The sequence below is a fragment of the Pseudoduganella albidiflava genome, from assembly GCF_004322755.1.
In the GTDB taxonomy this organism is placed as follows: Bacteria; Pseudomonadota; Gammaproteobacteria; order Burkholderiales; family Burkholderiaceae_D; genus Rugamonas; species Rugamonas albidiflava.
Genome location: NZ_CP036401.1, coordinates 5,900,547 through 5,915,788, shown reverse-complemented (window position 1 = coordinate 5,915,788; position 15,242 = coordinate 5,900,547). Strand labels below are relative to the sequence as shown.

The following is a 15,242-nucleotide window of genomic DNA, read 5'->3' as shown; positions in this document are numbered from 1 at the left end:
CCGGAATTTGCACTTGGGGTAGGCTTATCTGAGCGGTATTAGTGCCTGTCCCCGCTTTTCACCAAGGCAGGTGGTCCCGGCTTACAGGTTCGGCGCCAGCCAGCTTTCCAGCTGCGCCTTCGGCACGCCGCGGCGCTGCGCCATGTCGGCCAGCTGGTCTTCGTTGATCTTCCCGACCGTGAAGTACTTCGATTGCGGATGGGCGAAATAGAAGCCCGCCACGGCGGCGCCGGGGAACATGGCGAACGATTCCGTCAATTCCATGCCGATCTCCTCGGCGCCGGTCACGCGGAACAGGTCGGCCTTCACCGTGTGCTCCGGGCACGCCGGATAACCGGGGGCAGGGCGGATGCCGGCATACTCTTCGCGGATCATCTGCTCGTTGGTCAGCCGCTCGTCCGCGGCATAGCCCCACAGGTCCTTGCGCACGCGCTCGTGCAGGTATTCGGCGAACGCTTCGGCCAGGCGGTCGGCCAGCGCCTTCAGCATGATCGACGAGTAATCGTCGTGCGCATCCTCGAAGCGCTTTTCGTACTTCTCGATGCCCAGGCCGGCCGTGACGGCGAACATGCCGAGGTAGTCCTTCACGCCGGATACCTTCGGCGCGATGAAGTCGGCCAGGCACTGGTTCGGGCGCTGCACGCCGTCGATTACCGGCTTCACGCCCTGCTGGCGCAGGCCGTAATAGGTGAACGCCACTTCGCTGCGCGTATCGTCGGTGTAGACCTCGATATCGTCGTCGTTCACGCTGTTGGCGGGCAGCAGCGCGACCGTGCCGTTGGCGGTCAGCCAGCGGCCCTCGATGATGCGCTTGAGCAGCGCCTGGCCTTCCTCGAAGACCTTGGTGGCCGCCTCGCCGACCACTTCGTCGGTGAGGATCGCGGGGAACGGGCCGGCCAGGTCCCAGGTCTGGAAGAACGGACCCCAGTCGATGTACTGCGCCAGCAATGCCAGGTCGACGTTGCGGAACAGGCGGCGGCCGACGAACTTCGGCTTCACTGGCGCGAACTGGAGCTTTGCCTTGTTGGCGCGCGCGGCGGCCAGCGTCACTGTCGGCAGCGCCTTCTTGTTGGCATGCTGCTCGCGGATGCGCGCATAGTCGGTTTCCAGTTCTTCCACATAGCGATCGCGCGCGTCCGGCGTCAGCAGCGACTGCGCCACCGATACGGAACGCGAGGCATCCGGCACGTACACCACCGGGCCGTCGTAGTTGTGGGCGATCTTCACCGCCGTGTGGGCGCGGCTGGTGGTGGCGCCGCCGATCAGCAGCGGAATCTTCAGCATGCGGAAGTGCTCGTCGCGCTGCATTTCCTTGGCCACGTGCGCCATCTCTTCGAGCGACGGCGTGATCAGGCCGGACAGGCCGATGATGTCGGCATTCTCCACCTTGGCACGCGCCAGGATCTCGGAAGCGGGCACCATCACGCCCATGTTCACCACTTCGAAGTTATTGCATTGCAGGACCACCGAGACGATGTTCTTGCCGATGTCGTGCACGTCGCCCTTGACGGTGGCGATGACGATCTTGCCCTTCGGTTTCGCGACGATGCCGGTGCGCTTTTCCTCGGCCAGCTTTTCTTCCTCGATGTAGGGGATCAGGTGGGCCACGGCCTGCTTCATCACGCGCGCCGACTTCACCACCTGCGGCAGGAACATCTTGCCCTGGCCGAACAGGTCGCCGACGATGTTCATGCCATCCATCAGCGGGCCCTCGATCACGTTGATCGGGCGGCCGCCGCCGTTGAGGACCTGCAGGCGCATTTCCTCGGTATCCTCGGTGATCCATTGCGTGATGCCGTGCACCAGCGCGTGCGCCAGGCGCTTCTCCACCGGCCCCTCGCGCCACTCCAGGTTGGCTTCCTGCTGCTTGCCGCCGGCCTTCAGCGTGCCGGCGAATTCGATCATCCGCTCGGTCGCATCGGGGCGGCGGTTCAGCACCACGTCTTCCACGCGTTCGCGCAGTTCGGCCGGCAGGTCGTCGTACACGCCCACCATGCCCGCGTTGACGATGCCCATCGTCATGCCGGCCTTGATGGCGTGGTACAGGAATACGGTGTGGATCGCTTCGCGCGCCGGGTCGTTGCCGCGGAACGAGAACGAAACGTTCGACACCCCGCCCGAGATCTTCGCGTGCGGCAGGTTGTCCTTGATCCAGCGCGTGGCGTTGATGAAGTCCACCGCGTAGTTGTTGTGTTCCTCGATACCGGTGGCGACCGCGAAGATGTTCGGATCGAAGATGATGTCCTCGGCCGGGAAGCCCACTTTTTCGGTCAGCACCTTGTAGGCCCGCTCGCAGATCTCGATCTTGCGCTCGAAGGTATCGGCCTGGCCCGTTTCATCGAAGGCCATCACGATCACCGCGGCGCCGTAGCGGCGGCACAGGCGCGCCTGGCGGATGAACTCCGCCTCGCCTTCCTTCATCGAGATCGAGTTGACGATGGACTTGCCCTGCACGCACTTCAGGCCGGCCTCGATGACCGACCATTTCGACGAGTCGATCATGATCGGCACGCGCGAGATGTCCGGCTCGGAAGCGATCAGGTTCAGGAAGCGCGTCATGGCGGCCTGCGAATCGAGCATGGCCTCGTCCATGTTGATGTCGATGACCTGGGCGCCGTTTTCCACCTGCTGGCGCGCCACGGACAGGGCTTCGTCGTACTGCTCGTTCAGGATCATCCGCGCGAACGCCTTCGAGCCGGTGACGTTGGTGCGTTCGCCCACGTTGACGAACAGCGAGTCGTCGTCGATCGTGAACGGCTCCAGGCCGGACAGGCGCTGCGCCACGGGGATGCGCGGCAGCGCGCGCGGCGTCATGTCCTTCAGCAGGGCGACGATGGCGGCGATATGGTCCGGCGTGGTGCCGCAGCAGCCGCCGGCCATGTTGATGAAGCCCGCCTCGGCGAATTCGCGCAGCAGGGCCGAGGTATCGGCCGGCAGCTCGTCGAAGCCGGTGTCGCTCATCGGGTTGGGCAGGCCGGCGTTCGGGTAGATGCACACGAAGGTATCGGCGATCTGCGACAGTTCTTCGGCATAGGGGCGCATCAGCGCCGCGCCCAGCGCGCAGTTCAGGCCGATGGTCAGCGGTTTCGCGTGGCGCACCGAATTCCAGAAGGCCGGCACGGTCTGGCCGGACAGGATGCGGCCGGACGCGTCGGTGACGGTGCCCGAGATCATCAGCGGCAAGCGCTCCTGCTCCGGGTGGTCGTCGAAATACTGGTCGATCGCGAACAGCGCGGCCTTGCAGTTCAGCGTATCGAAGATGGTCTCCACCAGCACCACGTCGATGCCGCCCTCGACCAGTGCGTCGAGCTGCTCGTAATACGACGTCACCAGCTGGTCGAACGTGATGTTGCGGGCCGCCGGGTCGTTGACGTCCGGCGAGATCGATGCCGTCTTCGGCGTCGGGCCCAGCGCGCCGGCCACGAAGCGCGGCTTGTCCGGCGTGCTGTACTTGTCCACCGCCGCGCGGGCCAGCTTCGCGGCCTGCAGGTTCATCTCGTAGACCAGATGCGCCATGTGGTAATCGTCCTGCGCGATGCCGGTGGCGCCGAAGGTATTGGTTTCGATCAGGTCGGCCCCGGCCGCCAGGTAGCGCTCGTGGATCTCCTGGATCACGTGCGGCTGCGTCAGGTTCAGCAATTCGTTGTTCCCCTTCACGAACAGCTCGCGCGCGCCACTGCCGGCCGGTGCCGCGAAGTCCGCGAAGCGTTCGCCGCGATACGCCGCTTCATCGAGCTTGTATTGCTGGATGATCGTGCCCATCGCACCGTCGAGGAACATGATACGGCGCGACAGGATGTCGCGCAGCTGCGCTTCGGTCTGGGAGGCGGGGCGGTTCGCGGGCTGGTTCATTGGTATCGGTCGGGAACGGAAAGGGGGTACTGATTATACGGCAAAGCGCCATTCCCGCCCCGCCAGGGCCCGGCCGGCACGCGGCCGCGGATCTGCAACGATGCCGGCACGCGGCGGCGCATGCCGGGCAGCCGGTGACTGCCGGCACCGGTATCGGCATGGCATTGCGCAGGGGAGGAACGACGTGGCAGCCGCGTTGGCTGCCGTGGACCGGCGCCGGTAAGAACCGGCGCCGCGGTGGCGCCTGGGCGCCGGAAGGCAAGCGGGGAAGTCAGCCTCGGATCGGCTGTTCCGCCTGGCGGCGGCGCCGTGCCACGCCGGTCACCAGCAGCAGGCCGGTGGCCAGCATGGCCCAGGTGCCCGGTTCCGGCACGGCGATCACGGGCGAGCCGCCCACGGCGACCTTGTCGATGGCGAACTGGGTCTGTTCCGTCCACAGGTAATCGTTGCGATAGCTTTCGAATGGTGTGAACAGGTATTCGAATTCACGGTCGCCAGTCGTGTAATAGTGGCCGTTATACATGCCGCCATAGGGATCTTCGCCACGCTGGCCGGCGGAGAACGCGAGCGCGCCACCGATCTGGTATTCGAACGTGTCGGTACCGCACTTGTAGAACTCATTACTGTCGCCTGCACAGCCGAGAAACTCCGTGCCGTTCAGGGAAAAGGACGTGATTTCGTCTTTCCCCACATAGCCGTCACCATTTGCATCGTCGCCGGAGAACGATCCTTGCAGCACGCGCGCGTCGTCGAAAAAGGAAGTGCTTTCATGCAGAAAACCCGTGTACGAGAAGTTCCACGTCGTTACTGCGTGAGCGCTGCAGCTGGCGGCCATCAAAGTGGCAAGGGCAATCGTCTTGAACATGATACTTCTCAACAAAGGTGAAGAGGAGTAAACATAGTAACTGGCCCGGCTTTGCTGCGAAACAAAATATCGTCATGTTTGTGCCGAAACAACGCAAGCGGTGCCGGTGCTGTCATCGCCGGCAACAGCATGCCGTTGCGCAGGGAGAGGGTGTAACAGTCATGTTTGCGGCCGGCCCCGGCACCCACCGCGGCGCCTGGGCGGGCCGGCGTCCGCAGTGGGGCCGGGCGCCGGAGACGGGGAGTGAAGTCAGTTGCGGACAGGTTGCGCCGTCCCGGCGCGGCGCCGTGCCGCGCCAGCCACCAGCAGCAAGCCGGTAGCTAGCATGGCCCAGGTGCCTGGTTCCGGCACGGCAAGCACGGCTGATGCCATCATGGGGTTATTACCCGCGCCTTTGCTCTTGCCGATATTGAACCTGGTCTGATCTGTCCACCGGTACGCGCTCATCAGATAGGAATCGGGCGTGTAACGGTAATCGTATTCGCCGTCACCAGCGACAAAATAATGCCCGCCACCAAAATATCCCTCCGGATCTCCACCGTTTTCCCCGACGGAAAAGTCGAGCTTCTTGCTGCCGATCTGGAAGCTGAAGCTGTCGGTGCCGCAGCGATAAAACTCATTGCTGGTACCGGCGCAGCCAATGTAATCGACGCCATTCAGAATAAAGGTGCTGATTTCATCTTTATCGAGAAAACCATCGTGGTTTCCATCGTGGCCCGAAAAAGAGCCCTTCAGCTTGTAAGTACTGGAAAAAATACCGGTATTCTCATCCAGAAAACCCGTGTACGAGAACGTCCATACCGGTACTGCGTGAACGGCGCAGCTGGCGGCCAGCAAGGTGGCGAAAACAAGGGGTTTAAACATGATTCTGCTCGACGAAGGTGATGAAGAGCATGCATGGTAACTGGCGCCGCATTGCGGTGAAACAAATAATCGCAGGGTTTGTACCGATACAACGCAGTGTTAAAACCAAGATAACGAAATCAATGTCGGCATATGGCAACAAATGAAACTCCAGCAATCAGCCTTGTCTGAAAGGATTCAAACTGGAAATAAATATTAAAGAAAGGAATTAAACCAGGCTGGAAATGGCGCACGGGATGCCAGTTCAGAATATCGTCCAGGGGGCGGGGGAGTCCCCGCCCCGGCATGCGTCATTCGAAACGCAGGCCTTCCAGCGCGAAGCCCTTGATGAACTCCGCCGCCGGCAGGCGCTTGCCACCCGGCTTCTGCAGCTGCGTCAGGCGCAGTGCGCCGCTGCCGCAGGCCACCACGATGCCGTGCTGGGCATCCGCTGCCAGCACCTGGCCGGCCGGGGCCGTGCTGTCCGCATCCAGCAGTTCGGCGCCCCACAGCTTGATGACGGTGCCATTCACCACGCCATGGGCGCCGGGAAACGGATTGAAGGCGCGGATCTTGCGGCCGACTTCGCGTGCTGGCAGGGTGAAGTCCAGTGCCGCTTCTTCCTTGGCGATCTTGGCGGCATAGGTGACACCCGCTTCCGGCTGGGGCACGGCTTCGATCACGTCGTGTTCCATCTTGCGCAGTACCTTGACCACCATCTCGGCGCCCATGGCCGCCAGGCGGTCGTGCAGCGTGGCCGTGGTGTCCTGCGGGCCGATCGGCGTGCGTTCGATCAGCAGCATGGGGCCGGTATCGAGGCCTTCTTCCATCTGCATGATGGTGACACCCGTTTCATGGTCGCCCGCTTCGATCGCGCGATGGATGGGCGCGGCGCCACGCCAGCGGGGCAGCAGCGAACCGTGGATATTGATGCAAGGCTTGATGTCGAGCGTGCTGCGCGGCAGGATCAGGCCATACGCGGCCACCACCATCGCGTCATAGTCCGTGGCCAGCAGCAGTTCATGCGCTTCCCGGGCCTCCTGTGCGCGCTGCGGGTCCTTGGCATCCATCCGCAGCGACAGCGGCTGCGCCACGGGAATGCCGTGGGCCACCGCATACTGCTTGACGGCCGAGGGCTGCAGCTGGAGGCCGCGCCCGGCCGGGCGGTCCGGCTGCGTCAGCACCAGCGGGATCTCGATGCCCGCGGCATGGATGGCCCGCAGCGCCACGGCTGCGAACTCGGGAGTGCCGGCGAAAACGACCTTCATTGGGCGCCCGGTCAACGGCGGGCGGCGCTGCGCAGCTGGCGCTCGCGTTCCATGCCGCGTTCTTCCTTCTGCAGCTTGGTCTTGATGCGGTTGCGCTTCAGCGGCGAAAGGTATTCGACGAAGACCTTGCCCATCAGGTGATCCATTTCGTGCTGGATGCACACGGCCAGCAAGCCATCCGCGTCGACCTCGAAGAACTCGCCCTTTTCGTTCTGGGCACGCACCTTGACCTTGGCGGGGCGCTCGACATCGTCGTAGATGCCGGGTACCGACAGGCAGCCTTCGTCGTAGACCTGCTTGTCGTCGCTGGCCCACAGCACTTCCGGGTTGATGAAGACGGTCAGCTGGTCCTTGGTTTCGCTGATGTCGATGACGATCACGCGCTCGTGCACGTCGACCTGCGTGGCGGCCAGGCCAATGCCGGGTGCGTCGTACATGGTCTCGGCCATGTCGGCAACGAGGCGCGCGAGGCGCTCGTCGAACACGGTGACGGGCTTGGCAACCTTGGTCAGGCGCGGGTCGGGATAGCGGAGGATGTTCAGTTTCGACATGGGTGATCTGGTAAAAGGCTAAAGCGGGCTAAAAGCGGGATGCCGGAAGCGGGATACTCAAAGCGCAGGCGTTCAATCAAAACAAAAAAGCCGGCGCCGCAGTGTTATCGGTGCCGTTATGGATACCGTTATCGGTAGCGTTAACAATGCCCTCATCGATTCGGTCATGATTCGGCCCCGCAACAAAGCAACGCCTGAACCGTGGCCCATTACGCATTGCAGCGCTGTTCGGCTTGTCAGTTCAGGGTAAGTTGGGCAGAATGATTCTGTTCGGCAACTTCTGCGAGCGCTTCGCTTCTTTCCATGATGGGTTCGTCAAGTAAATTGAACGAATATCATTGAAAGAATGATTGTGAGAAATGACAGGCGAAGCGTCGAAAAAGCAATGACCGGGCGTTTTTTGGTGCCGAATCAACGGACATATTCAATGAAAAATTTTAGCACAGTCGGCGCACGCCTGTTGGTTGCCATGGCGTTTTGCGGAACCACCGCCGTGTCCGCCACGGCACAGGAAAGCCGTTGCGAATTCCGGCCGAACGCGCCGGACCAGCATACCGTGGCCCGGGGCGACACCCTGTGGGACATCGCCGGTACCTTCCTGCAGAAACCATGGTGCTGGCCGCAGGTATGGGGCCTGAACCGCGCCGAGATAGCCGATCCCCACTGGATCTATCCCGGCCAGGTCATCTGGTTCGACCGCGCCGCCGGGCGCCTGCGGCTGGGCAACAAGGTCGGCGGCAACACGGCCAGTGGCGAGCCGGGCTCGGCCAGGTTGTCGCCCCAGGCGCGCATCGAGGGCCTGGGCAAGGATGCCATTCCCGCCATCGCACCCGGTGTGATCGAGCCATTCCTGGCGCAGCCGCTGATCGTCGAGGCGGACGAGCTGAAGGATGCGCCGCGCATCGTGGCCACCGACGGCAACCGGGTCTTCCTCGGCAAGGACGACAAGGCCTATGTGCGGGGCAAGCTGAAGGGCGCCACGTCGTTCCAGGCGTTCCGGCCCGGCAAGCCGCTGCGCGACCCGGTCACCAAGGCCGTGGTGGGCCAGGAAGCGCATTACCTGGGCACGCTGGCATTGCAGAAGGAGGCCGCGCCCGGCACGGACGTGCACACCTTCATCGTCACCGGCGCGAAGGAAGAGATGGGCGTGGGCGACCAGCTGATGCGCACCGAGCCGGTGCCGGTGCAGAACTATGTGCCGCACCCGCCGGCGGTGCCGGTGGAGGCGCGCGTGCTGGCCATCTACGATGGCGTGGTGCATGCGGGCCAGAACCACGTGGTCTCGATCAATCGCGGAAAGCTTGATGGGCTCGACGTCGGCGCCACCCTCCAGCTGTACCATGTCGGGCAGACGGTGACCGACAAGTCGGCCAGCAAGGGCTGGCACAATCTCGGTAATCCGCAGGTCAAGCTGCCGGACGAACAAGTCGGCAGCTTGTTCATCTTCCGCGTGTTCAAGCGCATTTCCTATGGCCTGATCATGCAGGCGACCGAACCGGTGGTGGTGGGCGACGTCGCCAGAACTCCGGAGTGACCCCGCCGTGCAAGCCACGGAATCCCTCTTCTCGCCTGGCGCCGGTTGCGGCGCCGATGGCACCGTTGATAGCACTGCCGATAGCACTGCCGATAGCACTGCCGAAGGCACTGCCGGTTGCAGTGCTGCCTGCGGTGCGAACTGCGGCGTTGCATGCACCGATTGCCTGTTGTCGTGGCTGCGCCTGGCGATGATGCCGGGCCTGCCGCGCCACGCCGCCGCGCAGCTGGTGCGCGCGCACGGCACCGCGCCCGCGGTGATCGCAGCGGCTCGCGCACAGCGTCTCGCCGGCGTGGGTGTCGCATTGCCCACGGCTGCGATTGCCGCGCCCTTCGCACCGCGCGCCCGCGCGGTGGCCGAAGCCACCTTGCACTGGGCCAGCCAGCCCGGCAACCGGCTGCTGACGCTGAACGATGCAGCCTATCCCCCGCAACTAAAGGAGATTGCCGATCCGCCGGTGCTGCTGCATGCGCAAGGCGATCTTGCGCTGCTGCAGGGCAACCGGGCAGGCAGGGCGATCGGCATCGTCGGCAGCCGCCGTGCCACGCAGCAGGGCATGGCCAATGCCGGCAATTTCGCGCGCGCATTGTCGGAGGCCGGCTTCACGATCGTGTCCGGTCTCGCGCTGGGCATCGACGCGGCCGCCCACCAGGGCGGCCTGGCGGGCATGGGCTCGACCGTGGCGGTGGTCGGCACCGGCATCGACGTGGTCTATCCGCCATCCAATGCGGCACTGGATGCGCGCATTCGTCAGGCCGGTTGCGTGCTCAGCGAGTTTGCCCTGGGCACGCCGGCGCGCAAGCAGAACTTCCCGATCCGCAACCGCATCATCAGCGGGCTGTCGCGCGGCGTGCTGGTGGTCGAGGCGGCGGAGCAATCGGGGTCGCTGATCACCGCGCGCCTTGCCAACGAGCAGGGGCGCGATGTGTTCGCGATTCCGGGTTCGATCCATGCGAGCCTGGCGAAAGGCTGCCACCGGCTGATACGCGATGGTGCGCGGCTGGTCGAGACGGCGAACGATATCCTGGAAGCATTTGGCATGGAGGCCGTGCGCGGCACCGAAACGCTGCTGGATGAATTGACGCGGGCGGCCGATGTGTTGTTAACGGCATTGACGTACGATCCAGTACCCGCCGATGAACTGGCGGCAAGGCTGAAACTGGATCCGGCTGACACTCAGGCAAGTTTGCTTGCACTAGAGTTAGCAGGTGTTGTGGAACGGCTGCCTGGTGGTGTTTTTCAGCGACTCAAAAGGTGAAAAGCAAGGGTGCGGGTCTTGTGCCGCGTCGATTTATGCTGATAGAGTAGCGCCATGTTCGACATCCTTGTTTATCTCTACGAGACCTATTATCGCCCCGACGCATGCCCCGAACCGGCTGCGTTGGCGAAGAAGTTGTCCGCTGTCGGTTTCGACGACGTGGAGATTTCCGAGGCGCTGGTCTGGCTTAACGACCTGACCGCGATGGCCGGTGAAATGGCCGGCGTCGAACAGGCCGCGACCGCCGCATCGACCGGCACGCGGTTCTATGTGGAAGAAGAACAGGACGTCCTTGGCACGCAAGCCATCGGCTTCATCGCGTTCCTGGAAAGCGCGCGCGTGCTGTCACCGCTGCAACGCGAAATCGTCATCGAGCGCGCGCTCGCGCTCGAAGAGTCGCCCGTGAACCTGGGCAAGCTGAAGATCATCGTCCTGATGCTGCTGTGGAGCCAGGGCAAGGAACCGGACGCGCTGATGTTCGACGACCTGTTCGGTTCGGACGAGGAACAGGCGCCGCGCCTGCTGCACTGAATCTGCTGCACTGAGCCCTGCCGCCCGCCGCGACAAGCGCGAGATGGCACAAGCCCGTGCATCCTGTTTCGTGTCCCGTGTCTCGTATCCCGGCTCATGGTTCATGTTTCATGTTCACGTCTCCTGCAGCCTGACATGTTCATGATGTCTCATGCGTGATGCATCATGCGTGATGCCTCATGCGTGACACGTCTTGCGTCATGCAGCCTGCCTTGTCATCCCGCGTTGTCCATCCAGCGTTGTGCATCCTGTATGTGCAGGCTCGTCACTGATAAGAAGTATCTGGGAAGTATGCTTGCCGGCCGCCTTTGCGGCCGGATTGCATTCGTGCGCGTGCTTGCGGTTTTGCCGCTTGCGCGATTATGATTGGCCCCTTGACAAAAATGCCCGGGGCGAAAAAGTCGGCACGAAGCGTGATGCCCATGTATCATGCGCCTGCCATACCCCGGAGGCCGGCCGACGCGCCGCGCGCGACGCTGGCCCCCGCAGCAACCGAGCAAAAGCAAACCGAGAACAACAATCATGAGCAAAACCCTCATCATCGCCGAGAAGCCTTCTGTCGCGAACGATATCGCGAAGTCGCTTGGCGGCTTCACCAAGCACGATGAGTATTTCGAATCCGAAGAATACGTGCTGTCGTCCGCCGTCGGCCACCTGCTGGAAATCGCGGTGCCGGAAGAGTACGACGTCAAGCGTGGCAAGTGGAGCTTCGCGCACCTGCCGATGATTCCGCCGTACTTCGCGCTCAATCCGATCGCCAAGACGGAAAGCCGCCTCAAGGTGTTGAACAAGCTGATCAAGCGGAAGGACGTTACCGCCCTGATCAACGCATGCGACGCGGGCCGCGAAGGAGAACTGATCTTCCGCCTGATCGCGCAGAACGCCAAGGCCAAGCAGCCGGTCAAGCGCCTGTGGCTGCAGTCGATGACGCCGAGCGCCATCCGCGACGGCTTTGCGCAGTTGCGCAGCGACGAAGAGATGCTGCCGCTGGCGGACGCGGCACGCTGCCGTTCCGAGGCCGACTGGCTGATCGGCATCAACGGCACCCGCGCGATGACGGCATTCAATTCGAAAGAGGGCGGCTTCTACCTGACCACCGTGGGCCGCGTGCAGACGCCCACGCTGTCGATCGTCGTCGAGCGAGACGAGAAGATCAAGAAGTTCGTGCCGCGCGACTATTGGGAAGTGCGCGCCGAGTTCGTGTGCGCCGCCGGCGTCTACGAAGGCCGCTGGCTCGACACGGGCTTCAAGAAGGACGAGAACGATCCCGAGAAACGCGCCGAGCGCCTGTGGAGCAAGGCCGCGGCCGATTCGATCGCGCTGGCGTGCAAGGGCAAGCCCGGCATCGTCAGCGAGGAATCGAAGCCGACCACGTCGATGGCCCCCGCGCTGTTCGACCTGACCAGCCTGCAGCGCGAGGCCAATGGCCGCTTCGGCTTCTCGGCCAAGAACACGCTGGGCCTGGCACAGGCGCTGTACGAGAAGCACAAGGTGCTGACGTATCCGCGTACCGATTCGCGCCACCTGCCGGAAGACTACCTGCCCACCGTGAAGTCCACGCTGGAAGTGGTGAAGCAGAACCCGAACTACCACCAGTTCGCCAAGCAGATCCTGGACAAGGGCTGGGTCAAGCCGAACAAGCGCATCTTCGACAACACCAAGATCTCGGACCACTTCGCGATCATCCCCACCGGCATCGCGCCGAAGGGCCTGTCGGAGCCGGAACAGAAGCTGTACGACCTCGTCACGCGCCGCTTCATGGCCGTGTTCTTCCCGGCCGCCGAATTCCAGGTGACCACCCGCTTCACCGAAGTCTCCGGCCACCAGTTCAAGACCGAGGGCAAGGTGATGACCAACCCCGGCTGGCTGGCCGTGTATGGCAAGGACACCACCGACGACAAGGAAGGCGGCGGCAACCTGGTGCCGGTGGCGAAGGGCGAGAAGGTTCACACCGACAAGGTGAATGCGAACGGCCTCGTGACGAAGCCGCCCGCGCGCTACACGGAAGCCACGCTGCTGTCCGCGATGGAAGGCGCCGGCAAGCTGGTCGATTCGGATGAACTGCGCGATGCGATGGCCGGCAAGGGCCTCGGTACGCCGGCCACGCGGGCGGCGATCATCGAGGGCCTGCTGACGGAGAAATACCTGATCCGCGAGGGCCGCGAACTGATGTCCACCGCGAAGGCATCGCAGCTGATGACGCTGCTGCGCGGCCTCGGTGTCAGCGAACTGACCGCTCCCGAGCTCACCGGCGAGTGGGAGCACAAGCTGTCGCAGATGGAAAAGGGCCGGATCTCGCGCGAGGAGTTCATGCGCGAGATCGCGCAGATGACGCAGATCATCGTCAAGCGCGCCAAGGAATACAACAACGACACGATCCCCGGCGAATACGCGACGCTGGAAACGCCGTGCCCGAACTGCAGCGGCGTGGTCAAGGAAAACTACCGCCGCTTCGCCTGCACCAAGTGCGAATTCTCGATGACGAAAACGCCGGGCAGCCGGCAGTTCGAGATCGCCGAAGTGGAAGAGCTGCTGAAGAACCGCACCATCGGTCCGCTGCAGGGCTTCCGCTCGAAGATGGGCCGGCCGTTCGCCGCGATCCTGCGCATTGCGCGCGACGAGGACATCAACAACTTCAAGCTCGAGTTCGACTTCGGCCAGAACGACGAGGAAGGCGAGGATGGCGAAGGCGTCGACTTCTCCGGGCAGACGCCGCTGGGCCCGTGCCCGAAGTGCAATGCCGGTGTCTATGAGATGGGCCTGGCCTATGTGTGCGAGCACAGCGTGGCAAAGCCGAAGACCTGCGACTTCCGCAGCGGCCGCATCATCCTCCAGCAGGAGATCCTGCCGGAGCAGATGGCCAAGTTGCTGAACGAAGGCAAGACCGACCTGCTGCCCGGCTTCATCTCGCAGCGCACGCGCCGGCCGTTCAAGGCGTTCCTTGTGCGCGGCAAGGATGGCAAGATCAGCTTCGAGTTCGAGCCGCGCAAGGAAAAGCCGGCCGCGAAGGGCAAGGCAGCCGCCGCCGCACCGGAAGGCGCGGAGGGGCAGGCAGACGAGGCGGCAGTGGTGAAGAAGCCGGCGGCGAAGAAGGCCGCGGCAACGAAGACGGCCGCCACGAAAGCCACGGCCACGAAGGCCACCACGGCCAAGAAGGCCCCGGCGAAAAAGGCGGCGGCGAAGAAAGCCGTGACGACCGAATAAGCGGATCAGCCGGAACAAAAAACGGGGCCACATGTGGCCCCGTTTTCTTATTGCTTCGCGTGCGAGTCAGTTCCAACGCCCCGCACTGCGAATCAGTTCTAACGCCCCGCACTGCGAATCAGTTCTAACGCCCCGCACTGCGAATCAGTTCTAACGCCCCGCACTGCGGGACGTTAGTCCTTCAGGTCCGCGGGGACCTTGCCGCCGTTGGCGGCCAGCTTGTTCATCACCTGGCGGTGCAGCCACACGTTCATCTTCGCCGAATCGCCTGTGTCGCCCGTGTAGTTCAGCTCCTGGGCAAGTTCCTTGCGCGATTGCAGGCTGCTGTCCAGGTCCAGCAGTTTCAGCAGGTCGACGATCGAGGTACGCCAGTTCAGTGGCTGGCCGGCCTGCTGCGCCTTGCCGTTCAGGATCGCTTCCACGTCCACTTCCGACAGTGCAGCCGGCTGTGCCGGCGCGGCTGGCGATTGCGCCGCGGTCGCGGTGGCCGGCGCAGCAGGCGCTGCCTGTGGCTTGGCGGCCGGGGCCGCTGCGGGAGCCGGCGCCTGAGCCGGTTTTTGCTGTGCTACGGCCGGGTGCGACGACGGGAAGATCTTGTGGAAGATATTGCTGAGGATACCCATGTGATGTCTCCTTGAAAGTGGATCAGATGCAAGATGGATCGGTTGCGCAGATCGGTTGGCCCGATCAGTTGCGTCGCTCAGTTGCGTCGCTCAGTGGCGTGAATCAGTGGCGTAAATCAGTTACGGCTGGCTTGCGCGATCTTGCCCAGCACGATCGCCAGCGCGGCGCCGCCCAGGGCCTGCACGAGCTGCGGGTGCTCGGCATAGAAGTCGCCGATGCGGTCGACGATGCCCGGGTTGTGCTGCTCGGCCGTGGTGGCGATTTCCTCCACCTGCTGCGGCGTGATCTTTTCCGCCTGCTCGGGCGTCACCTGCGGCTGGCCGTTCTGGCCGAACAGGTTGCCGATGCTGCCGGCCAGCGCCGTCAGCATGGCCGGGTTGACGTTGCCCAGCAGCTGGTTCAGCATGCCGGCCCGCTGCTGCGGGTCGCTGCGGCCGAACAGCTGGCTGACCATCTGTGCGAATGGCGGGGTCTGGTCGGAGCGGAGTGCTTCGGTGACGCCTTGCGCCACCGCGCCGCGTGGCGCCTGCTGTGCCGCCTGAGGAAAATCCTGCTCCGCGCGGGCGGGGTCGATTGCCCCGCCGAGGTATTGCTGTAACAGATTACCGAGATCGAATCCCATTGCCGGCTCCTGTGTGAAAGTCAGCCGACAGCATAAGCCCATTCGCGGCGCGGGTCTGTTCGCGGACTAACTATTGGTGGCAAAGGCAGC

At 63.6% G+C, this 15,242-nt stretch carries 11 protein-coding genes; 4 read left to right on the top strand and 7 right to left on the bottom strand.

Annotated features, from left to right (window positions below; genetic code table 11):
• Positions 1 to 81: 81 nt before the first annotated feature.
• From metH to def, 5 genes are all read right to left on the bottom strand, one after another.
• Entirely contained in the window at positions 82 to 3,852 is a 3,771-nt protein-coding gene (metH, locus tag EYF70_RS24590; protein WP_131147750.1) for a methionine synthase, read from the bottom strand.
• Positions 3,853 to 4,123: 271 nt separating this feature from the next.
• Entirely contained in the window at positions 4,124 to 4,717 is a 594-nt protein-coding gene (locus EYF70_RS24585; protein WP_131147749.1) for a PEP-CTERM sorting domain-containing protein, read from the bottom strand.
• 249 nt (positions 4,718 to 4,966) lie between these two features.
• Positions 4,967 to 5,581, bottom strand: a complete 615-nt coding sequence (locus tag EYF70_RS24580) for a PEP-CTERM sorting domain-containing protein (protein ID WP_131147748.1) — start codon at positions 5,579 to 5,581, stop codon at positions 4,967 to 4,969.
• Between the two features lie 290 nt (positions 5,582 to 5,871).
• Positions 5,872 to 6,828 (bottom strand): methionyl-tRNA formyltransferase, encoded by a 957-nt coding sequence (gene fmt, locus EYF70_RS24575; RefSeq protein ID WP_131147747.1) that lies wholly within the window; start codon positions 6,826 to 6,828, stop codon positions 5,872 to 5,874.
• Positions 6,829 to 6,839: 11 nt separating this feature from the next.
• Entirely contained in the window at positions 6,840 to 7,379 is a 540-nt protein-coding gene (gene def, locus EYF70_RS24570; protein ID WP_131147746.1) for a peptide deformylase, read from the bottom strand.
• Positions 7,380 to 7,806: 427 nt separating this feature from the next.
• On the opposite strand from def, the gene EYF70_RS24565 reads away from it, so the two are divergent.
• The 4 genes from EYF70_RS24565 (at position 7,807) to EYF70_RS24550 (ending at position 13,906) form a co-directional block, all read left to right on the top strand.
• On the top strand, positions 7,807 to 8,913 hold the full coding sequence (locus EYF70_RS24565) for a LysM peptidoglycan-binding domain-containing protein (protein WP_131147745.1): 1,107 nt from the start codon (positions 7,807 to 7,809) through the stop codon (positions 8,911 to 8,913).
• A 7-nt stretch (positions 8,914 to 8,920) separates the two neighbouring features.
• Positions 8,921 to 10,171, top strand: coding sequence for a DNA-processing protein DprA (gene dprA, locus EYF70_RS24560; RefSeq protein WP_229420540.1), 1,251 nt, complete (start codon positions 8,921 to 8,923; stop codon positions 10,169 to 10,171).
• Between the two features lie 54 nt (positions 10,172 to 10,225).
• The gene (locus EYF70_RS24555) at positions 10,226 to 10,702 is read left to right on the top strand and encodes a Smg family protein (protein WP_131147744.1); all 477 of its coding nucleotides are present in this window, start codon (positions 10,226 to 10,228) and stop codon (positions 10,700 to 10,702) included.
• A 522-nt stretch (positions 10,703 to 11,224) separates the two neighbouring features.
• Positions 11,225 to 13,906, top strand: a complete 2,682-nt coding sequence (locus EYF70_RS24550) for a DNA topoisomerase III (protein ID WP_131147743.1) — start codon at positions 11,225 to 11,227, stop codon at positions 13,904 to 13,906.
• Between the two features lie 173 nt (positions 13,907 to 14,079).
• On the opposite strand, the gene EYF70_RS24545 is transcribed toward EYF70_RS24550, so the two are convergent.
• Entirely contained in the window at positions 14,080 to 14,529 is a 450-nt protein-coding gene (locus EYF70_RS24545) for a DUF3597 domain-containing protein (protein WP_131147742.1), read from the bottom strand.
• A gap of 116 nt (positions 14,530 to 14,645) precedes the next feature.
• Positions 14,646 to 15,152, bottom strand: coding sequence for a hypothetical protein (locus EYF70_RS24540; protein ID WP_131147741.1), 507 nt, complete (start codon positions 15,150 to 15,152; stop codon positions 14,646 to 14,648).
• Positions 15,153 to 15,242: the final 90 nt, after the last annotated feature.